Below are 19818 nucleotides of genomic sequence, written 5' to 3'. Positions count from 1 at the left end.
TTTTATGAACTTACTTTCCGCAGCATTGAAAAGACCCATTACGGTGGTGGTCCTCGTCGGAAGCCTGTTGTTCTTTTCCCTCCTGGCACTGAGAAAGATCCCCATCGATATCTTTCCCTCCCTGAACCTGCCCACCATCTACGTCATCGAGTCCTATGGCGGGATGTCGCCGCAACAGATGGAAGGCTTCTTCGCCACCCGCATGCAGGACCAGTTCCTGTACGTGAATGGTGTGAAAAATATTGAAAGCAAAAGCATACAGGGACTCACGCTACTCAAGCTCAGTTTTTATGAAAACACTGATATGGCTGAAGCCGCCGCACAGGTGGCGCTCCAGGTGAACCGTGCGATGAAATTCTTTCCGCCCGGTGCCCTGCCGCCACAGGTCATCCGCTTTGATGCCTCATCACTTCCCGTGGGGCAGCTCGTGTTTGCCAGTGACACAAAATCGCTGAAAGAAATCTATGATCTCGCGGCAACACGTGTGCGGCCAATGTTTGCCGCCGTGCCCGGATTATCGGCGCCGCCACCTTTTGGTGCCAACTCGAGAACCATCACCATCAACGTAGATCCCGACAAAATGCGGAGCTACAATATTTCTCCGGATGAGATCGTCGAAAAGATCTCCAAAGCCAACGTAATGTCGCCGTCCGGTAACCTGCGTTCGGGCAACACCATGTATGTGACCACCATCAACACGCTGGAGAAAACAGTGGAGGAATTCGCGCGCATCCCGCTCCGTACGCAGGATGGCAGCGCCGTATTCATCAGTGATATCGCCAAAGTTTCCGATGCCTCGGATATCACGGTCGACTATGCCCTGATCAATGGCAAACGATCGGTCTATATCCCTGTTGTGAAAACAGCTGATGCCTCCACCTGGGACGTGGTGCAGCAACTTAAGGCCACGCTGCCCGAAATGCAGTCGCTGCTTCCCGATGATGTACAGGTAAGCTATGCCTTTGACCAGTCCGTCTTCGTGATCAACGCCGTGAAAAGCCTCATCACGGAAGGTGCGCTCGGTGCACTGCTGACCGGGCTCATGGTGCTGCTGTTCCTGCGGGACTGGCGGAGCAGTGTGGTGGTGATCATTACTATACCTGTTTCTATTATTTGTACAGTTCTGCTGTTGCACCTCGCAGGGCAAACGATCAATATCATGACCCTGAGCGGGCTCGCGTTGGCAGTTGGTATTCTTGTGGACCAGGCAACCGTCACGATTGAAAATATTCACCAGCACCTGGAAATGGGAAAGCCCATGCGCAGTGCCGTATTTGATGCCTGCCAGGAGATCAGCTTTCCGCTGCTGCTGATCTTACTTTGTATCCTTGCCGTATTTGCACCGGCCTTTCTCATGAATGGTGTGCCGAGGGCCATGTTCCTGCCGTTGTCGCTCTCCATCGGCTTTGCCATGATCATTTCCTTTTTTCTTGCACAGACACTTGTTCCAATCCTCTCCAACTGGCTGCTGCAGGAAAGCAGGTTCCGCCTGCATGCCGGTGAAACACCTGAACATGCCTCTGAAACTTTTGACCGCGATGAACTGGCACAGGTGAAAGCGGCGGCGCACCAGGAGCGCCACAGCGCCCACGAAAGCGGCTTCTTCGGCCGTTTTAAAAGTCACTTTACAGGTTTGCTGGGCAGGATGATGCAGCAACACAAGCTCGTGGTACTGTTGTATGGCGCGCTGGTCGTTAGCCTGGTGGCGCTGGGAATGGAATGGATCGGACAAGACCTGATGCCACGCACCAACAGCGGTCAATTCCAGGTGCGCATCAAAGAACCCGACGGCACGCGGCTCGAAAAAACTGAAACGACACTGAAACAGATCCTCGCGATTATTGATACGACCGTCAGTCATCATGTTGAATTGAGCTCTGCCTACGTGGGACTCATCCCCAGCAGTTATGGCACGAGTAATCTGTATGTTTTCAACAGTGGCACACATGAGGCGGTGCTGCAGGTACTGCTGGACGATCATTACAAAGTGAATGCAGATGAGCTGAAAGATGCTCTGCGTAAAAACATTTCGGCAAAACTTCCCGGTACACGGATCAGTTTTGAGCCGGTGGACCTGACCGATAAGATCATGAGCCAGGGCGCCGCTACCCCGATTGAAGTAAGGGTTGCCGGGAAAGATTTTGACCAGGTAAGAAATTATGCCGACAGCCTGGTGGATAAACTGAAACGGATTGGCTACCTGCGTGATGTGCAGATACAGCAGCCGCTGGCATTTCCCACCATCCAGGTCAGTGTCGACCGGTTGAAGGCCGCACAATTTGGCTTGTCGGTGCAGGAGATCGGTCGATCGGTAACCGCAAGTACTTCCAGCAGCCGGTTTACGGAGAAAATACAATGGCTCGATGAGAAATCCGCCTATACGTACCAGGTGCAGGTGCAGGTGCCAGAATACCGGATGGATGACCTGAATGCCATGAAAGAGATCCCGCTGATCAGGGGAAAGAACCGGCCCGTGCTGGCGGATGTAGCCGATTTCAGGATCGTCACCGCACCTGGCGAATATGACCGGAGCGGGCCAAGGCGGTTCTTAACGATAAGTGCCAATATCCATCAGCAAGACCTCGGCACGGCGAGCCGGGCGGTGCAGGACGCGATCGGCAGTTTTGGCAAGCCCCCGAAAGGCATCACGATCGCGCAGAAAGGAATGAGCAACCTGCTGACGGAAACGCTGGACAGCCTGCAGACCGGGCTCCTGTTCGCTGTGGTCGTGATCTTCCTGCTGCTCGCTGCCAATTACCAGTCGTTCCGGCTGGCGTTTGCAGTGCTGGTCACCGTGCCTGCCGTGGTATTGGGCGCCCTGGCCTTGTTACTGTTGACAGGCTCAACGCTGAACCTGCAATCGTACATGGGCATGATCATGTCCATCGGTGTATCGGTTGCCAACGCGATCCTGATTGTTACCAATGCAGAGAACCTGCGGCTGGAATACCGTGATGCAAAAAAGGCAGCTATAACGGCGGCGGGTATACGCCTGAGGCCGATCCTGATGACGAGCCTTGCGATGATCGCCGGCATGATCCCCATGGCCTCGGGCATGGGCGAGGCCGGTGAACAGACCGCACCACTTGGCCGGGCTGTGATCGGCGGACTCATTGCGTCAACTTTTGCAGCACTGTATATCCTGCCCCTGGCTTTTGCCTGGATCCAGCAGAAAGCTTCTTACAAAACCCCTTCATTACTCCCTAAACTATCGCATATGACATCCCGCCTGGTAAACCAACTCCCGGTCATTATTCTTGCCGTTACCGGCGCATTGCTGATCACCGGTTGTACCGGAAAAAACAAACCCGTCGACATGACCGCAACCGCTGCAACAGCGCCTGCGGCAGCAGAAAAGACAGCTGCACTCAGCAAAGTGGTGCAGCATCCCGCGTCTACCACCCTGCAGCTGCCGGGAGAACTGAAACCCTTCGCTTACGTTGACCTGTACCCGAAGGTGAATGGTTTCGTGAAAGATGTGCGGGTGGATCGCGGTAGCCTGGTGAAGAAGGGCCAGGTGCTGGTGATCCTGGATGCAAAAGAGATCAACCAGCAGGCGATCACCGGCAAAGCGGAAGCAGCCAAAGCCCGGGAGATCTGGCTCAACAGCAAAGATCGTTATGAGCGCCTGCTGCAGGCAGCGAATACGCCGGGTGCAGTATCACCCTTCGAATTGCAGAGCGCCCGTTCGAAAATGGAATCGGATTCCGCCGGTTTTGCCGCGCAGCAATCCAGCCTGGCGGCGCTGAATGTTTCCGAAGATTACCTCGTGGTACGCGCCCCTTTCGATGGCGTGATCACCCAGCGGAATATCCACCCCGGCGCATTGGTTGGTCCGGCTGCGAAGAATGCCGGTGAACCGATGCTGGTGCTGCAGCAGGAACAGCAGTTGCGCCTTGTGGTACATGTTCCGGAAGCGGTTGCCGCCATGGTGAAAGCCGATGGCATGGTCACGTTTACGGTCACTTCCATGCCGGGGAAGGAATTTCATTGCAGCCTCAGCCGGCGGTCAGGTGCCATAGCCAATACCATGCGTTCCGAAGCCATCGAAATGGATGTGACCAGCGAAGGCGGCGTGCTGAAACCAGGCATGTTCGCCGAAGTAAATATGCCCCTCCTGTCTTCTTCGGAAAGCTTTGTGCTGCCTGCCACGGCCGTGGTGCACGCCACTACCGGCAACTACGTAGTGGCTGTGGATGAAAGCAATAACCGGAAATTTATTCCCGTGCTGGAAGGCATCAATTTCAGGGATAGCACTGAAGTATTTGGTGCGCTGAAAGAAATAAAGCAGGTGCTGACAAAACCGACACCGGAAACAACGGAAACGGCTACAAACTAACAATCCGGTCCAGGCTCACCACATGCCTTCCGGCACCCAAAGCCCGCGGTGCTTTTGCCATTTTTGCAGCGAGCACTTCCGTTGGAACCGGCCTGAACTTTTTAAACAACCCGATGCTGTTCAAAAAGTTCAGGATGCCGGCGCTGATGCGTTCACCGGCACGGTCGGAGTTGCGGCGCTGTAGTAAACCCGGCCGGAAAATAATGTATTGATCAAAAGCCAGGCTTTCAATTTTATCTTCCAGCGCGCCCTTCATCCGTGAATAAAAAATATTACTGGTTGAAGAAGCTCCGTAGGCAGACAACAGCACAGCAGCACGTACGCCGTTACGTTTGGCTACTTCAGCAAACTTCGCCGGGATCTCATAGTCCACCTGCCATTGTTTATCCCGGGAACCGGCAAGTTTACGCGTTGTGCCCAGGCATGAAAACCAGGCATCCCCCCGGATCTGTTCAGCTACAGCTTCGATATTATCAAAGTCAGTGACGATCTCAGTTACCCCGGCCCGGGTTAAACCGCTTGCCCGGCGAACAAAAATGACCACCTCCCCGTACGCTGCATCCTGCAACAACATACGCAGCAGATCCCTGCCGGTAGCCCCCGTCGCACCGATGATTAATGCTTTCATACCCCTATGCTTTTACGCCTATGCGTTCGTCACTATTTCTTTACCAGCCAGGCTTCCACCGCTCTTGAAAAATCAGCAACGTCAATCGGATGCCTGCTGGTAATAAGGTTCCCATCGGTTACGACAGGTTCGTCAGAAACAATACCACCTGCATTTTTTAAATCTGTCTGAATATTCCAGTAACCGGTAAGCTTCCTCCCTTTCAGGATGTCTGCCGAAGCCAGTACCACCGGCGCATGACATATCGCCGCGATCAGTTTGCCGGATTGATTAAAATCACGGATAAACCGGATCACATCTTTGTCATAGCGCAGGTTATCAGGATTCCACGCGCCACCCGGGATGAATACTGCATCATAGTCACTTACTTTGATCTGGTCTGCCGTCCGGTCAAATTTTATCCATCCGACCGGCTGCAGGTATTGAATGGCCATAATGTGCGTCTTCGACATTTCGGGATACATCAGGCCATACCGCTCGGGTGCAGGATTGAATTTCGGCGCAACGATATCAATAGTAGCACCCAGCTGTTTAAAATACCAGACGGGCCCTAACAGCTCGATCTCTTCAAACCCATCGGCAGCGATCACTGCGATTTTCTTTCCTTTTAATACCGTGGGATCTTTTACAGGCGTAAAAAAGAAGGCCCTAAGGGCTTCATTACCCGGCGCATTCAACAACTGCGACACTGGCATATTCACCACCACGGCCGGGGAACCCAACTGGTTCACTACGGAAAGTTCATAACTGTTCATTGCTTTGGTTTTTATCGTTACCTGGCTTCGGGCATCTGATACAGCAAGGCTGCAGACGATTCCTGCCAGGATAAGATGACTGATCTTTTTCATGGAGTTTTATTTATGTTTTTCAGGAGCAAATTCTATCAGCCGGTGCAGTCCGGCCTGGAAAGGTTGTTTTTTGATACTGGTATTCAGGTAGTCAATTACGGGCTGTATCGGGGGAAACCGGAGATGATACTGAAACGTCTCCTCGTTCCTGAATTTCTCATAAGTGACAAACTGTGTATTATCCGATTGCAGCTGCGACAACTGGTAATTGATGACACCAGCTTCACTGCGGAATTCCGGCATGGCCTTATGATAGGTCTCCCTGAACTGGTTCTCTGTGCCAGTCTTTGCATCCACAAACAACATAATGGTCATTGGCTTGTCTTCCTTACCCGGCTGCCTGCGCCATTGTTCTTTGGTAAGCGGTTCCAGGTCCTGCACGAACAGGATCTTCGCCGGCTGCACCAGGGCATTCCCTGCTACATTCTGAATGGCTTTGAATGCAATACCTGCGGCAGCAATATCTAAAGCCCCCTGATCCTTCCACCTTTCGATGAGCCATAAGACACCCGCAGTATCCTGTTCCTGATACGCTTCAGACATGATGTTGTTTTCACTGCTGAGTGACTGCAGCACATACGACCGCAATGCTTCCCGAAACGCTGATTCATTGGCTGGCTTCACTTCGTACCGGGTCAGCCTGGCAACCTGCTGTGCAATGGCCTGCTGATGAAGCATGAGTATCCCGATAACTGACAGGAAGAATATTCCGGAGCGTTGAATAACCTGTTGCTTTGACATGGTTTAATCTTTAGCGTTATTCACCGATCTTCAGCAGAAAATCAGACACTGCGTGCGGCTGGGCCAGGAAAGGTGAATGGCTGGTGTTCACCTCATACACTTTTGTAATTCCTGCTTTCTGAATCATGCGGTCCTGCAGGGCGGGACTGATCACAATATCCTGCAGGGTTTTAATGTAGACTTTGCTAACCGAACCGAAGTTTTCGCCGGATAGGGCAACCTTGTTACCAAAGGGAATAGCGGGTTCCGCACGATAATGATCCAGCACGCTTTTTTTGCCTTCTTCAGTACCGTCGTTAATGAAGAGATAAGTGAGGCTGTCCTGTTTTACATCGAGTGTAAGGTGATCAGGTGCCTCTATCAGTTTCGGTCCCAGTTGTGACGCCGGATCAGAAAAGGCCAGGTCGGCCAGGGATTGCCCGTTCTCCGGGAGAAATGCGCCGATATATACGAGCTTTTTGATCCGGGACGGAAGTCTCTCTGCGGTATTGCTGATCACCATGCCGCCCATACTGTGGCCGACTAGTATCACCGTATCGCTGGTGGCTGAAATGGCGTCAGTTACTTTGGCGGTGTACGCGTCCAGACTGAGGGTATGGGCGGGCGTGGAATCCGATCCGTGGCCCGGCAGTTCGACGGTGATCACCTTGTTGCCTTTAGCTGTCAGGTCTGCCGCAACGGCATCCCACACATAGGGAGCCTGCCAGGCGCCATGCACCAATACATAAGTATTGCCAACAGTCGGCTTTTCTTCATCATCAGTACAGGCCGACAATGCGGCAAAGGTTACTGCTGCTGACAGCAGAAGGGTGACAGTTCTTTTCATTTTTGCATTTTTAAAGTGTTTGAAAGTTTATACAGGCGATGTGGCTTACTGCCGTTTGAAATAGTCAGCAGTGCCATTGATCCAGTCTTCCCGGCGGGGAGCAAAAAAATCCAGGTCGATGGTATTGTCTTCGAGGCTGGTAAAACTATGCGGCACGTTGGCGGGGATCAGCACCATTTCGCCTGCACGGATGATGAGCACAGTGTCACCGATAATAGCCCTGACACTGCCTTTCAGAATAAAAGAATATTGTTCGTTGATATGGCTGTGTAATGGAACGGTCACACCCTTCTGCAGGGTAAAGTACCCGAAGGTTCCGTTGGAACCTGATGCAGACCGGAGCATAACGCCCGGCATCATTTCTTTAGCTGAAATTTTATCAATAACATAATGCTCCATCTTCTGGGCAAACATGAGCTTCGGAAAAGCCACCGATGCAATTGAAATGCAACCGGTGTACAGGATAAATAAAATAACTTTCATGATGTTGGGATTAATCCGGGTTTCAGGCCGGTAGCTCCGGCGCAGGCATATCGAATCCATTTAAAATGACGGCGATCAGGCAATAGCCGGCGACCAGGAAGAATAATTCTGCGACGCCATCTTTTCCCAGGATTGCTGTTGCCTGGTTATAAGTTGAATCATGAATGGTGTGACCTCGCACCAGGGCGTTGGTGATGATGTGGGCAATATGCTCCTGTTCGTTTAATTCCTGCGGATGCCCGCCTGCTGCAAGTGTGGCAATAGTACCCGCAGCGAGGCCAACAGCGGCCCCGGTGATCTGGTGCGCATACAATTCAAAGCGGGCGTCAAAAGCAGCACCAACTGTAAGTATCACTACCTCCCGTACCCGCCTGTCCAATGTTGCCTGTGCATCGATTGCCCTCAGGAAGCTTAATGCCGGAATGCCGAATTGCGGGTAGTGCAGCATTGGGGCGAATGGCCCCAGCAGTGCACCGTGCTCATCTGTCATTTTCACCTGGCTTTGACGGTGACCGGTAAGGTTCGCGATGGCTTCATGCACGTTCCGGAGCTCTTCATTCAACTGTTCCGGCGGAATTGGTTTAATACGCATGATGTTTTTAAATTCAGGCGTGATCAAATTCATTGGAAAAGCTGCCATCGATCAATACGAAAGCCATGCGGCAGGGTCTGCCCGAGCGGTTTGCCCACGCATGATTGGTACCGCTCTGGATCACGATATCACCCGCATAGATCGTCGTTTCGCCGCGATCCAGTACCAGGGTAATCTCACCTTCGAGCACAATACCATAATCAACGGTTTTGGTACGATGCATCAGCGGGTGCGGTGCAGCTTCACCTGTGGAGGCTGTCTTTTCGCTGCCCATTGATTTGAATTCGGCTGCAGTATCAGCAGCCATCAGTTTTCTGAAAGCTTCACCTTCCGGCGGAAACTCAATGATTCGCAGCCTTGTACCGTTCTTTGGAGGTGGCAAAACCAGCCCGTTCTCTTCCGGTTCGGCAGGCTGCAACGCAATGCTGGCAGGCGTTTCCAGGGTATGCCATACTTCAAAAAAAGTTGGTCCCCCCGGGCCGCCCACCAGCTGGGTGTGTGCAGGCGGTGCATCTGCAATGATGACGGCTTTGCCATCTGCATCATGCCCCGTTACAACGCGCCTGAAAGTTTTATTTTCCTGTTGCATAAATAATGTTTAAGCGTTCTTGTTCTTTTGAAAAACATAAACACCCAGGTAGTGAAACAACACGCCGACGCCCCAGGCAAGTGTTGACCAGAGGGCCCAGGGATAGGTCCTGTCGGTGAGATACCAGGTCAGCCAGATGGCAGGTGTTGCTAGCAGGAAAACGAGCAGGTGGATCCTAAAGCCCTTTCGCGGGTTAACAGGCGTGCGTGTGCCCCATTTGGTGTCATAAGTCATACCATAAGTTTCAATGGCTGTATCTATTAAGATGCCATTGTGCTGCAGGCACGCACATTAATTTGCAATGACGTGAGGTACAGCCAGTTGGGCTGCGGCGGTGAAAGAAAACAAACACAGGTGAAGATAACAGACTCTGAAATTTTCAGAGTTTCTCCGGGAGAAGCACGAAATTTTCGGGGGAATTAAACGCCGGGCACTTGCTGTCAGACATCAAGTCCTTCCTTCCTTATACCCAGCTTCGCCATTTTTGATTCCAGTGTACTGGGATTGATATTCAGAATTTCGGCAGCACCGCTGGCTCCCCGGATACGGCCCTTTGTCTGTTTGAGAACGGAAATAATATAGTCCCTTTCCGTCTGCCGCTGAATATACTTTACATCTTCCAGCGTTTGTATGCTTTGCCTTTCCGGTGCCGGCGACTGGGCTAGTTTTCTTTTCAGTTCGAGCGGATCCTTACCGTTATTCAATACGACAGATTGCTCCAGCACATTCTCCATTTCACGGATATTTCCCGGCCAGTCATAGCTGAGCATGGCATCTGCCATCGGGCCGGAAATGCCCTGAAAGGGCTTGTTGAATTCCTTACAGAACTTTTCAGCAAAATATAAAGCCAGTAATTCAATGTCGCTTCTCCGCTCGCGCAAGGGTGGCAGCGTGATGGGAAAAACATTTAGGCGATAATACAGGTCGAGCCGGAAATTCCCCTGGGCTACTTCATTTTCCAGGTTGCGGTTGGTTGCCGCTATGATACGAACGTCTACTTTGATGGTGGCACTACCGCCAACATGTTCGATCTCCTTTTCCTGCAATACCCGCAACAGCTTCACCTGCATGGACAGTGGCAGTTCACCGATTTCATCCAGGAAAATAGTGCCGCCATCAGCCAGCTCAAATTTGCCTTTCCGCTTTTCAACTGCACCGGTAAAAGCACCTTTTTCGTGACCAAACAATTCTGATTCGATCAGGGTGGGTGGAATAGCCGCACAGTTGATCTTAACCAGGGGTTTATGTTTCCGGGGTGACAATTCATGAATGCATATCGCCACCTTTTCCTTACCTGTTCCGCTTTCACCGAGAATCAGGATGGAAGTATTGTACGGCGCGGCTTGTGCGGCAAGGTCCAGCGCCGACAACAATAAATGATGATTGCCGATAATGCCCTTAAATACAGGAGCAACCGCCTCATGATGCGCTGCAACTGCTGGTGCAGCCAGGAAAACAGGATTCCCTGCCAGTTCCTGCAAGGGCATTGTCAGGCGGTTCAGCAAGGCAATATGATCGTTGTTGTACGCCCCGTTTTTGCTGCTGTAGAAGCAATACTGAGCGGTTAATCCATACCCCAGGGAAACGGGAAATAAAAGGCACGACTGAAAGCGCAAACTGTTCATCATAACATCCTGCAGGGATAATTCCCTGTTCCTCCCGGCAGCATCGCTGTTACAGACAGCAGGCTTACTGATGGGAGCACTGCTTTTGACAATTTTGGCTAAATCGCTTTTCTGTAAACCTGATATCGTCCTAAACTCATGTTCACCAAAAAACTGGTATTCATTAAACCCGGTACGCCGGTAGCCAACATCAGTAAACTGCTCAGCGTTCATGGGCCGGATACCTAAAGAGATGAAGTCGAATGGAATAAATGATTGCATAATGCCGGCGATCCTGAATAATTTTTGTTCCGGTTCCAATGATTCTTCGCGCAATCCCTCCAGGCGCTTTCTGAGTTGTTCTTCCTGCCGGAGCTTTGATTCAAGGCTGTGCTGATGACGATACCAGGCAATGTCCAGTGCAATCAACAGATCTTTTTCCCGGAAAGGCTTTACCAGGAAGCCATCGGGTTCGGTGGCTTTAGCGGCTTCCAGGATCTTTTGATTGGAATTGGCGGACAAATAAATGAAGGCGATGTGCTCAGTCCGAAGTTTTCTGGCAATATCAATCCCGGATTGCCTGCCCTTCAGTCTTATATCCAGCAAAACAAGATCCGGTTTCCGGCTGATGAATGCATCGGCCTCTTCCCCGGAAACCGCAATACCGATAACCGCATAGCCGGCTTTCTCCAGTATCAGCTGAAGGTCATTGGCGATAATGAATTCGTCTTCTACTATCAGTATTCTTTTAGGCATGCGCGGATATTTCCTTATCTGAAAACTGCAGGTCGCCTGCAATAAACCTGACCGTTATGATCAATCCATCAGCAGCATCTACCCGGAGGTCGCCGTTCAACTGCCGGGCCAGTCCTTTCATTAAATTAAACCCAAGTGAATTGTGTGCGGACACATCCAGGCCGGCAGGCAGCCCTACCCCATTATCCGATATTTTGAGCAATAACGTATTATCTGTTTCCCGTTTCAGCTGAATGGAAACTACTCCCTTACGCCCGTCGGGAAAGGCATATTTCAGTGTATTGACAATGCCTTCATTAATGATCAGTCCCAGCGGGATAGCCTGCGACACATCCAGCTCAACCGGTTCAATGTCTAATGCAAAGGTTACCCGGCCATCAGTATCAAAACCATCTTCCAGGTAGCCTGCCAGTTCCTGGATATAAAGTGGCATGACGATGGAAGAAACATTATCCGACTGGTAGAGCTTCTGATGGATCAGTGAGATGGCATGAACCCTGCGCTGGCTGTCATGAATTGCGGTCAGCGCCGCATCATTATTGATGTACACCGACTGCGAATTCAGTAAACTCATAATGATCTGCAGGTTATTCTTTACACGATGATGTACTTCCCTCAGCAGCCATTCCTTTTCGTTGACGAGTTGTTGCAGCTGCTCATTTTTAAAGGTAATTACAGCATTGTTTTTTTTCCTGTTCTGGCTCTGACGGTATAACAGGAAAGCAATGATGATGGCAGCGCCAATACCGCCAAGCGTCAGGTTCTTTACCAATTGGGTTTGTTTTGCCTGCTGGTTCAGTATGGCGATCTGGCTTTCCTTTTCCTGTGTTTCATAGGTTACCTGCAGCTCTTCTGCCTGTCTTATTTTGGTGACCCTGAAATTGGAGTCGAGCAGTTCTGTATATTTTTTATAATGGAACAGGCCGGATGCCTGATCGCCGAGCGCAGAATCTGCGGCGAGCAGTGAACGGTAGGTATTCAGATCATTGACCAGTGTACGCTGGCCGAATGAAGGCGTTGTAAATTGTTTTTCAAAGAATTCTCTTGCCTTCTGGTATTGCCCGCGCTTAAAATAGAGGTGTCCGTACATATCGGTTACGATACTGCGGCTAAGCGGTCCCCTGATCCGCTCCGCTTCAGTTTCCAGGGAATCCATGATATTGATCTGAACCTCGGCATCATCCAGCCGGTTGAGACTCAGGTAGCACCCCGCAAGCGAAAAATGATACACCAGCTGGTCCGAGAAAGTTATTGCCGGACCGACCGCTTCGGAAACACGCTGTACGAGATCGAGTGCTTCTGCTGCACGGCCCTCGTTGCAAAGCTGGTCTATCACCAGGTTAAGAATATTATATACAGACGGATTGCGGGAGGCCACAAACCGGTCTATTGCTTTGTGCGCCATGTCCATGCTTTCCTTCATCCGTCCTTCAGCATCATAGAGAAATGCCAGCCGGCTGTAAAAATAAACCCACCCGATACTGTCCCGAACATTTTCCGCCACTTCGATGGACTGCAGGGTGTACCGGAAGGGTTCTCCGAATTTGCCCTGGTAGACAGTAACCATGGTCAATGCATCAGTAATGTAATGTGTATAGGGGTAGCGGATCTGTTCCGCCAGTGCAAGTGCTTTCAGAAAACCTTCCTGTGCAGGCTGGAACTGACCGGTTACTACCTGCATATAGCCGAGGTCCATCAATACATTAATTTCTCTTTCTGTGTTTCCCAGCGCCTGGTATAACCCGGCTGCGGTTTGCAGGTCCGTTAGTTTCTGCTGAAAGCTGGCTTGTGTGGGAGCAGTATATATACCACGGTAAGCGATGGCCCGGGCTTCCGTTTCTTTATCGCGATCACGCCTCGCCTGGTTGATGACCAGGTTAAAAATGGAATCGCCTTTAGGGTCGTTGGCCTGTACATATACTTTACCCAGGAGGCAAAGTGCCTGGGCGCCGAGCTTTTTATCTTTGAATACCTCGTTTTCAGTGATCGCCTGGTGGACAAAGTATTCCACGCTGTCTTTATACCTTGTATGACTTCCCGGTTGAAAGGCATAGTAGGCACCCAGCAATGCCAGTAATGGAAGCCTTTTCCTGCCTTTTATGGAGGAAAGCAACGCAACACCGGTACCCGGTTGCTGCGCATCGATCCACGCGGTCTGGCGGGGCAGGTCGCCATCGGCAATTCCCTCTGCCAGAACGGGCAGCCGGCTCAGCCCCAGGGAACGACTGGCCAGGTAAAGACAGGTATCATGATCCACCTGGCCTTCCTTTACCACCACGATATAGGTAGAGCTGAGCCATAAATTCAACCGTTGCCAGGAAAGTTTGTCTTCGGAAGGCGGGTGATAGGCATAACCGGGAGTTGCCGTTTGAGCGCTGCAATACCAACCTGAAAGCAGTAATGCCAGGATACCTGATGAAATAAATCTGAACATGAATTTTAAAGTTACTTTTTTATTTATGCTTTAATCCTGCGGTTTCAGACGATTAACCTACGTTAAACCTTCAGTAATCCTGGCTCCAACCATGTGCCGGCCGGTGGGTTGTTTAAAATATTAAATATGGTTTTTTTATAGATATCTAAAGGTTTTGTTAAAAACGGAACGATTCTTGAGGCATAACCCAGCCGCCGGAGAGAAAAGCCGGAACACAGGCGGGACAGCGGGCAGGCTTGCCTGGAGCCAGGTTGGAGCCAGGTTGAAGCAGTGAGGAGTATAGGTAGCCCCTGACCTGACCCTAAGCTGACCCTAAGGTGACCCTAAGGTGCCCCTGGGCCTAATGTTGTTTTTAATTAATAATCTATAATCTGTGAAAACCATGGCAATTCTTGACCACAACCTGCTCCTGCATGGCGCCAGTGGCTCCATCGACAACTACTATACCCGGCAACACAGGGGCAAAACCCAGCTCTGCCGGAAACCAAGATCAAAAGACGGCTGGAAAGCCAAAGGCGGACAAATTGAAAACCGAGAAAAGTTTAAGGCAGCCAATGCGTATGCAAAGAGGGTGCTGAACGATCCGGAACTCCTTGCCGTTTACGAGGGTCTGCTCAAAAAGTACGAAGAAGTGCAAAATATCGCCGTCCGCGATGCATTCCGCCCGCCGGAGATCCTGGACCTGGACGTCGACTTTAACCCCGCAACAGAAAAGCTTTGCATCTCGATCATCGCGGTTGACGACACCAAAGTAGTCAGCGTTGAAGTAACATTGATGGATTGCATTGAACAGGTCTTACTACAGGGACAAGCTTTGCGTCACCCCTATAACCATAACAAATGGATCTTTGAAGCGGATAATGTAACGGCATTACCAGAAAGCGGAACCATAGAGGCCATTGCGTATGATATTCCCGGCAACAGGGCTACTGCAACCCTGCTCACCGGCAATTAGTATTTCGATTTGCGGAATAATTCACTGCAGCCTGCGTGGTTCAGCGACAATTGATCTACCTTTGCGGCGAAGTGCACAAAATCGTTGCCGTTATATTATTATTTGCCTTTCTCGGACAAACCTTCAACCAGGGTTTATACTACGCTGGTTACCTGGTCGAGAAAAAAGAATACATGAAACGCTGCGTCAACAAGGCTCGTCCGCAGTTGCATTGCGACGGGAAATGCGTGCTGATGAAAAAATTGCGGGACCAGGAAGACAGGGAAAGGGGACAATCCCCGGAATTGAAACTGGCCGCACAACAGTTGATCGCGCAACCGCGTTCATTCGTCACCGTTCCGGCCATCCAGGTCGCAGAAACCCATGCCATTTATTTTACGCGCATCATTGGCGCGCCCATTGACCGCGCCACTACCCTATTCCATCCGCCTGACCTCACGTGCTAGTCTTTTCTTACTGACCATTCTCCATCCAACCTTCAACACGAAGACTAACACGTTTTCTCATGAAAGCATTATATGTGCTCACCATAGCGTTGCTATTGTGCAGCGCCGCATACACACAGACAATTATCAAAGGAAAAATCACTGACCAGCAATCCGGCGAAGTGCTGCCGGGCGCAACGATCGCCAACGGTAAAACAGTGATCACGGCATCCGATAAAGGTGAATTTGAGATCCGGCTGACGGATGATGGAACTTCTTTAGCAGTTTCCTACGCAGGATATGAAACAAAAGTTATTACTGTTCCGGCGAACACGGGTTTCGTGGTGATCGGCATGAACAGCAGCAATATTAATCTCAGCACGGTAGTGGTGACTGGTTATGAAAACAACCGCAGGTTGCTGGAGACTGCCGGCGCCATCGGTGTGTTGAAAGCCAGCCAGCTGCAGCGGGGTGACAACCGTGATATCATGGCTGCCATGAATACTGTACCCGGCGTTAAAATGGAAGCCTATTCCACCGGCAATTACCGGATCGCTATCCGCGGCAGCCTGCTCAACAATCCCTGGGGAATCCGGAATGTGCGGGTCTACTGGAACGATCTTCCGCTATCATCACCGGACGGCACCACCCAGAAAAGCATCGACTTTGATCCTGCGCTGATCGGGTCGGTTGAAGTGCTGAAAGGTCCCTCGGGCAGCATGTATGGCGCCGGTAACGGCGGCGTGTTGCTGATCAGGAACACGAAGGCTGGCGCCGATGAAAATTCCCTCGAAACAGGCTATACGGCTGGCTCATACGGGTACAGCCGTTTCGAAGCCTCCTACAAAACTTCCGGTGAAAATTTCAATATCGCTGCCAATGTGGTCAGCCAGCGCTACGATGGTTACCGCGAAAACAACTGGGGCAATAAAGATGTGATCAATCTTTTTTCGCAATTCAAAACCAGTGAAAAAAGAACGCTGAACCTTTTTGTGACCCATGTGACGGGAAGTCTTGGCATCGCCGGCGCGCTGAATGCATTTCAGGCTGATTCGATGCCGCGTCAGGCTGGCCAGTACAACAAAGACAACAAGACCTCGGTCAAAAAATACGATGCCACTGCGTTCGGGGTTTCGCAGACTTATCGATTCAGCAGCCACTTTACCAATACCACCGGCGTGTACGGAAATTTCCAGACCTATGACCATCCGTTTGGTACCGGCATCTATTATAATGGTTACCTGAAGGAAAGCCTGACGGGTTATGGCGGCAGAACAAGGTTCGTCTATGCCCCGGTATTGGGGAGTATCAGCAGCCGGTTCAGCATCGGGGGCGAATACCAGTACCAGCACCAGTTCGGCAATACTTTTACGGTGATCAACGATGAAGCAGGTTCGTGGCCCGAAACCGGTGATCTCTACCAGAATGATATCGTGGTGTCAAAATCAGCCATGCTTTTTGCACAGGCAGAATTTGACCTTCCCCGGAGTTTTTTCCTGACCCTGGGCGCGAGTTATACCAACCTCAGCTACGATATCCTTGACATGCTGAAGACTGCCGGCCATGTGGATTATTCCGGCCTGCTGCAGTTCCCGGATAAGATCTCGCCACGTATCGGGCTGGTCAAAACAATTGGTAAAAACCTGGCAGTGCATGGCAGCATCAGTTCAGGCTATTCGCCCCCGCCGGTTTGGGAGATCAACAATTATGATGGCACGCTGAACAAGGATATTCAACCGGAAGGCGGCGTGAATTATGAGATCGGGTTCCGCGGGAATATGCTGAACAGCAAACTCAACCTGGATGTGACTGCCTACCAGATGAACCTTAAAAATGCGATCGTCCCCGTAGCACAGGCCAACGGAACTACTGCTTACAAAAATGCCGGTGCGACCAACCAGAAAGGTATAGAAGCTGCGGTGTCGTATTTACTGCTGAGCGATCGGGAACAACTGGTCTCCCTGCTGAAGCCCTGGATCAGCTATACCTTCAACGATTACCGGTTCAGGGATTATAAAACACAATCCTATGATGACGGGTCGTCTTCTGTAATCACTGTCGACAACTCAGGAAAGAAAGTGACCGGTGTGGTTCCCAACAGCGTGGCTGCCGGTGTTGATCTTGATACGCGGCCGGGCATCTACCTGAATACAACCTTTTACTATTACGATAAAGTGCCCCTGAACGATGCCAATACCTATTACGCCGATGCCTATGCGCTGCTGAACCTGAAGATAGGTTACAGGAAAACTTTCAACCGGATCGGGCTTGATCTTTCCTGCGGGGTGAACAATGTAACGGACACGCAATACAGTTCCCTCCTGTTGTACAATGCGGATGCTACTGCCTACGGCGCACCGCCACAATTTTACAATCCGTCTCCCGGCATCAACTATTATGGCGGGGCCAGGCTCAAATACAGTTTCAAATGAAAAATACAATACTCTTCTGTGCGCTGGCCTGGGCGGCAGTGGCCTGCAATACCGGTGTGAAGCCGGATCAACCGGTGCCTGGTGCGACATGTATATCAGATACCACCCGTAAAGCATCAGCGGTATCGCTGAGTACGGATCAGTCCGCCCAACCGGTCATCTCCTGGTGCGAATCTGATGCAAAAAGCACCCACTATTTTTATATGGCATATGCCGATACAGCAACCGGCGGGTTTTCTGCACCGGTTGCCGTGCCGGTAGAAAACGGGGTTAGTCTCCACGAGGAAGGCATGCCCAAAATAGCGATCAAGTCAGACGGCACTATCGTGGCGGTTTATGAAGTTTCCAGTCCCACTACTCAAAACGAATATGCGGGAGCAGTGCGTTTCATTCAATCAGCTGACAAGGGACGCACCTGGTCGGCGCCGCAATATGTTCATGCCGATACGGTGGCGGGTAAGAGCAGGTCATTTGCAGCAATCACGCGGCTCGCGGATGGTGAGCTCGGTGTGTGCTGGCTGGATGCGAAAGTGCCTGGTCAGAAAAGCGGCAGGCCGGTAAAATTTGCCCGCACCAATGGAACCGGCGGCTTTGTGAACGAAATCCTGGCAGACTCCACAGCCTGCGAATGCTGCAGAACTGCCATCACCTGCAATGAATCAGGAAAGATCAGTATCGCGTACCGCGACATCATCAGTGATTCGATCAGGGATATTTCCATAGTCACCTCTACAGACAACGGCCGCACGTTCAGTGAGCCGGTTCCATTCAGCGGGGACAACTGGAAGCTGACAGGCTGCCCGCATAATGGTCCCGCCCTGGTGAATGCAGGCAACATAACCTATGCCACCTGGTTTACCGGGGGGCAAAGCCGGGGAGTAAATTATGCGGAGCTCGACAGCAGCAATATGCCCCGCGCCAAAAAACACCTCTCCAACAATGGAAAATACAGTCAGCTCTGCGTCATGCCTTCGGGGGAATCCGTGGTTGCTTTCAGTGACCTGGTGAAGGCGGGGGGTAAACTGCAGAGCAGGATCGTATTGAATAAAATCAGCCATGACCAGACCGGGATACTGGAACTGACAGCACCAGAAATTGAAGCAACCTACCCGGTGATCAGGCCAGTGGCAACAGGAAAAGTGATGGTCGCCTGGTCCGCGCAGGGAAAAGTGTATTACCAGTTGGTGGAAACCGAAAAGATCTCGCACCCCGTGACGCAGGTGGCATCGGTGACTACCGAAACTCCTGCGCATCATCACGGGCATGGAGAATAGTGATTTATTTTTCAACTATTTATGCAGGTTTTCAGCGAACGGCTGTTGGTGTGGAAAAGGTTTCTGCTGAAGAGCGGATTATGGCAAGGTTGTGGATAAAAACCCGGCAGGTGGCGCGATCCTTAACATTGAGTTAATACTAAAGCGAGACCTTGCCCCGGTTATGATGACACTCTTCCGGAAAGATCAGCGACCTGCTGGCAGGATAATCAACAACATGTTGCTGTTGCCTGATGGCCATATGGTAGGCGTGCTGCTCGGCAGCTGCCTGTTTGGCCTGGATGGAAAAGTAAAGGCGAAATATTTCCACCACACGCTGTATACGCTGGAAGGTGAAATCCTCGCATCGGAGCGGTCGGCACCGGATACGCTGGCGGAACTGGCAAAGCGGCCATCCATATCTGCCGCATGGGAAATCATCAAGCGGATCAAGGACCACACCTGTCCTATCATTCAACCGAAGAGTGAATGGGCCGACCTTAACATGGCCGCCTATTTCAGCAGTCCGGCTGCGGCTGCGGCCACATTTGCGTAAGCTTCACGCATATGCTTGCTTTTCACGCAAGGATTTTTCACGCTATTTTTTTTCCTGGATTCGCTAAAGCTATGGCAGGCAAGGCACGCAAGGGCGCTGGCCACCTTCAAAGACGGTAGCCGAAGCGCGCCCCGCAAAGGGCAGAGGCGCAAAGGTTTGGTTGATAGTGGTTAATGGTTTGGATTAGTTCTCTGGGAGTAAGACAGAAATTATACGGAAACACGAGTTTATTTTTCTGAAACGTAGGCTGGTGGCTCATTTGTGTAAATTTTACAAATTGGCGATTTTGCAATAAGACATCCCCCATCGCGAAAATCCCGGCGACAACACCCCTGGCCCGGCATTTGCAAAGTCCAT

At 51.2% G+C, this 19818-nt stretch carries 16 protein-coding genes; 6 read left to right on the top strand and 10 right to left on the bottom strand.

What is annotated here, in order from left to right; genetic code table 11:
* Positions 1 to 4 precede the first annotated feature (4 nt).
* The gene (locus tag FPE01S_RS19000; protein WP_046370563.1) at positions 5 to 4339 is read left to right on the top strand and encodes an efflux RND transporter permease subunit; all 4335 of its coding nucleotides are present in this window, start codon (positions 5 to 7) and stop codon (positions 4337 to 4339) included.
* On the opposite strand, the gene FPE01S_RS18995 is transcribed toward FPE01S_RS19000, so the two are convergent.
* The 10 genes from FPE01S_RS18995 to FPE01S_RS18950 form a co-directional block, all read right to left on the bottom strand.
* On the bottom strand, positions 4329 to 4967 hold the full coding sequence (locus FPE01S_RS18995) for an NAD(P)H-binding protein (protein WP_046370562.1): 639 nt from the start codon (positions 4965 to 4967) through the stop codon (positions 4329 to 4331). The genes FPE01S_RS19000 and FPE01S_RS18995 overlap by 11 nt on opposite strands.
* Positions 4968 to 4999: 32 nt before the next feature.
* On the bottom strand, positions 5000 to 5815 hold the full coding sequence (locus FPE01S_RS18990) for a DJ-1/PfpI/YhbO family deglycase/protease (protein ID WP_052956014.1): 816 nt from the start codon (positions 5813 to 5815) through the stop codon (positions 5000 to 5002).
* Positions 5816 to 5821: 6 nt separating this feature from the next.
* On the bottom strand, positions 5822 to 6556 hold the full coding sequence (locus tag FPE01S_RS18985) for a putative quinol monooxygenase (protein ID WP_083990330.1): 735 nt from the start codon (positions 6554 to 6556) through the stop codon (positions 5822 to 5824).
* A 16-nt stretch (positions 6557 to 6572) separates the two neighbouring features.
* Positions 6573 to 7382 carry an alpha/beta fold hydrolase gene (locus FPE01S_RS18980; protein ID WP_046370560.1) on the bottom strand — a complete coding sequence of 270 codons (810 nt, stop codon included), beginning with the start codon at positions 7380 to 7382 and terminating at the stop codon, positions 6573 to 6575.
* Positions 7383 to 7427: 45 nt separating this feature from the next.
* On the bottom strand, positions 7428 to 7865 hold the full coding sequence (locus FPE01S_RS18975; protein WP_169749193.1) for a cupin domain-containing protein: 438 nt from the start codon (positions 7863 to 7865) through the stop codon (positions 7428 to 7430).
* Positions 7866 to 7887: 22 nt separating this feature from the next.
* Positions 7888 to 8457 carry a carboxymuconolactone decarboxylase family protein gene (locus FPE01S_RS18970; protein WP_046370752.1) on the bottom strand — a complete coding sequence of 190 codons (570 nt, stop codon included), beginning with the start codon at positions 8455 to 8457 and terminating at the stop codon, positions 7888 to 7890.
* Between the two features lie 13 nt (positions 8458 to 8470).
* Positions 8471 to 9046, bottom strand: coding sequence for a cupin domain-containing protein (locus FPE01S_RS18965; protein WP_046370559.1), 576 nt, complete (start codon positions 9044 to 9046; stop codon positions 8471 to 8473).
* A 9-nt stretch (positions 9047 to 9055) separates the two neighbouring features.
* Positions 9056 to 9280 (bottom strand): 2TM domain-containing protein, encoded by a 225-nt coding sequence (locus tag FPE01S_RS18960; RefSeq protein ID WP_046370558.1) that lies wholly within the window; start codon positions 9278 to 9280, stop codon positions 9056 to 9058.
* 206 nt (positions 9281 to 9486) lie between these two features.
* Positions 9487 to 11406, bottom strand: coding sequence for a sigma-54-dependent transcriptional regulator (locus FPE01S_RS18955; protein WP_046370557.1), 1920 nt, complete (start codon positions 11404 to 11406; stop codon positions 9487 to 9489).
* Positions 11399 to 13840 (bottom strand): sensor histidine kinase, encoded by a 2442-nt coding sequence (locus FPE01S_RS18950; RefSeq protein ID WP_046370556.1) that lies wholly within the window; start codon positions 13838 to 13840, stop codon positions 11399 to 11401. Before FPE01S_RS18950 ends, FPE01S_RS18955 begins: the two co-directional genes overlap by 8 nt.
* Positions 13841 to 14222: 382 nt before the next feature.
* Here FPE01S_RS18950 and FPE01S_RS18945 point away from each other — a divergent pair, with 382 nt between their 5' ends.
* The 5 genes from FPE01S_RS18945 to FPE01S_RS18925 all read left to right on the top strand — a co-directional run bounded on the left by FPE01S_RS18945 (position 14223) and on the right by FPE01S_RS18925 (position 19461).
* Entirely contained in the window at positions 14223 to 14795 is a 573-nt protein-coding gene (locus FPE01S_RS18945) for a hypothetical protein (RefSeq protein ID WP_046370555.1), read from the top strand.
* A gap of 35 nt (positions 14796 to 14830) precedes the next feature.
* Positions 14831 to 15241 (top strand): hypothetical protein, encoded by a 411-nt coding sequence (locus FPE01S_RS25110; RefSeq protein WP_157474092.1) that lies wholly within the window; start codon positions 14831 to 14833, stop codon positions 15239 to 15241.
* 59 nt (positions 15242 to 15300) lie between these two features.
* Positions 15301 to 17652, top strand: a complete 2352-nt coding sequence (locus FPE01S_RS18935) for a TonB-dependent receptor (RefSeq protein WP_046370554.1) — start codon at positions 15301 to 15303, stop codon at positions 17650 to 17652.
* The gene (locus FPE01S_RS18930; protein ID WP_052956010.1) at positions 17649 to 18926 is read left to right on the top strand and encodes an exo-alpha-sialidase; all 1278 of its coding nucleotides are present in this window, start codon (positions 17649 to 17651) and stop codon (positions 18924 to 18926) included. Before FPE01S_RS18935 ends, FPE01S_RS18930 begins: the two co-directional genes overlap by 4 nt.
* Positions 18927 to 19089: 163 nt before the next feature.
* A complete protein-coding gene (locus FPE01S_RS18925; RefSeq protein WP_046370553.1) occupies positions 19090 to 19461 on the top strand; it encodes a 4-fold beta flower protein in 372 nt (123 codons plus the stop codon).
* Positions 19462 to 19818: the final 357 nt, after the last annotated feature.

The sequence above is a fragment of the Flavihumibacter petaseus NBRC 106054 genome (genome assembly GCF_000974785.1).
In the GTDB taxonomy this organism is placed as follows: Bacteria; Bacteroidota; Bacteroidia; order Chitinophagales; family Chitinophagaceae; genus Flavihumibacter; species Flavihumibacter petaseus.
This window is presented reverse-complemented; position numbering and strand designations above follow the sequence as displayed.

Excerpts from the sequence above, each read along its gene's own strand:
- FPE01S_RS18970 (WP_046370752.1), bottom strand. The coding sequence starts at position 8,457 with ATGCGTATTAAACCAATTCCGCCGGAACAGTTGAATGAAGAGCTCCGG.
- FPE01S_RS18985 (WP_083990330.1), bottom strand. The coding sequence starts at position 6,556 with ATGTCAAAGCAACAGGTTATTCAACGCTCCGGAATATTCTTCCTGTCA.
- FPE01S_RS18990 (WP_052956014.1), bottom strand. The coding sequence starts at position 5,815 with ATGAAAAAGATCAGTCATCTTATCCTGGCAGGAATCGTCTGCAGCCTT.
- FPE01S_RS18995 (WP_046370562.1), bottom strand. The coding sequence starts at position 4,967 with ATGAAAGCATTAATCATCGGTGCGACGGGGGCTACCGGCAGGGATCTG.
- FPE01S_RS18960 (WP_046370558.1), bottom strand. The coding sequence starts at position 9,280 with ATGACTTATGACACCAAATGGGGCACACGCACGCCTGTTAACCCGCGA.
- FPE01S_RS18980 (WP_046370560.1), bottom strand. The coding sequence starts at position 7,382 with ATGAAAAGAACTGTCACCCTTCTGCTGTCAGCAGCAGTAACCTTTGCC.
- FPE01S_RS18935 (WP_046370554.1), top strand. The coding sequence starts at position 15,301 with ATGAAAGCATTATATGTGCTCACCATAGCGTTGCTATTGTGCAGCGCC.
- FPE01S_RS18930 (WP_052956010.1), top strand. The coding sequence starts at position 17,649 with ATGAAAAATACAATACTCTTCTGTGCGCTGGCCTGGGCGGCAGTGGCC.
- FPE01S_RS18975 (WP_169749193.1), bottom strand. The coding sequence starts at position 7,865 with ATGAAAGTTATTTTATTTATCCTGTACACCGGTTGCATTTCAATTGCA.
- FPE01S_RS18955 (WP_046370557.1), bottom strand. The coding sequence starts at position 11,406 with ATGCCTAAAAGAATACTGATAGTAGAAGACGAATTCATTATCGCCAAT.
- FPE01S_RS18945 (WP_046370555.1), top strand. The coding sequence starts at position 14,223 with ATGGCAATTCTTGACCACAACCTGCTCCTGCATGGCGCCAGTGGCTCC.
- FPE01S_RS18925 (WP_046370553.1), top strand. The coding sequence starts at position 19,090 with ATGATGACACTCTTCCGGAAAGATCAGCGACCTGCTGGCAGGATAATC.
- FPE01S_RS19000 (WP_046370563.1), top strand. The coding sequence starts at position 5 with ATGAACTTACTTTCCGCAGCATTGAAAAGACCCATTACGGTGGTGGTC.
- FPE01S_RS18965 (WP_046370559.1), bottom strand. The coding sequence starts at position 9,046 with ATGCAACAGGAAAATAAAACTTTCAGGCGCGTTGTAACGGGGCATGAT.
- FPE01S_RS18950 (WP_046370556.1), bottom strand. The coding sequence starts at position 13,840 with ATGTTCAGATTTATTTCATCAGGTATCCTGGCATTACTGCTTTCAGGT.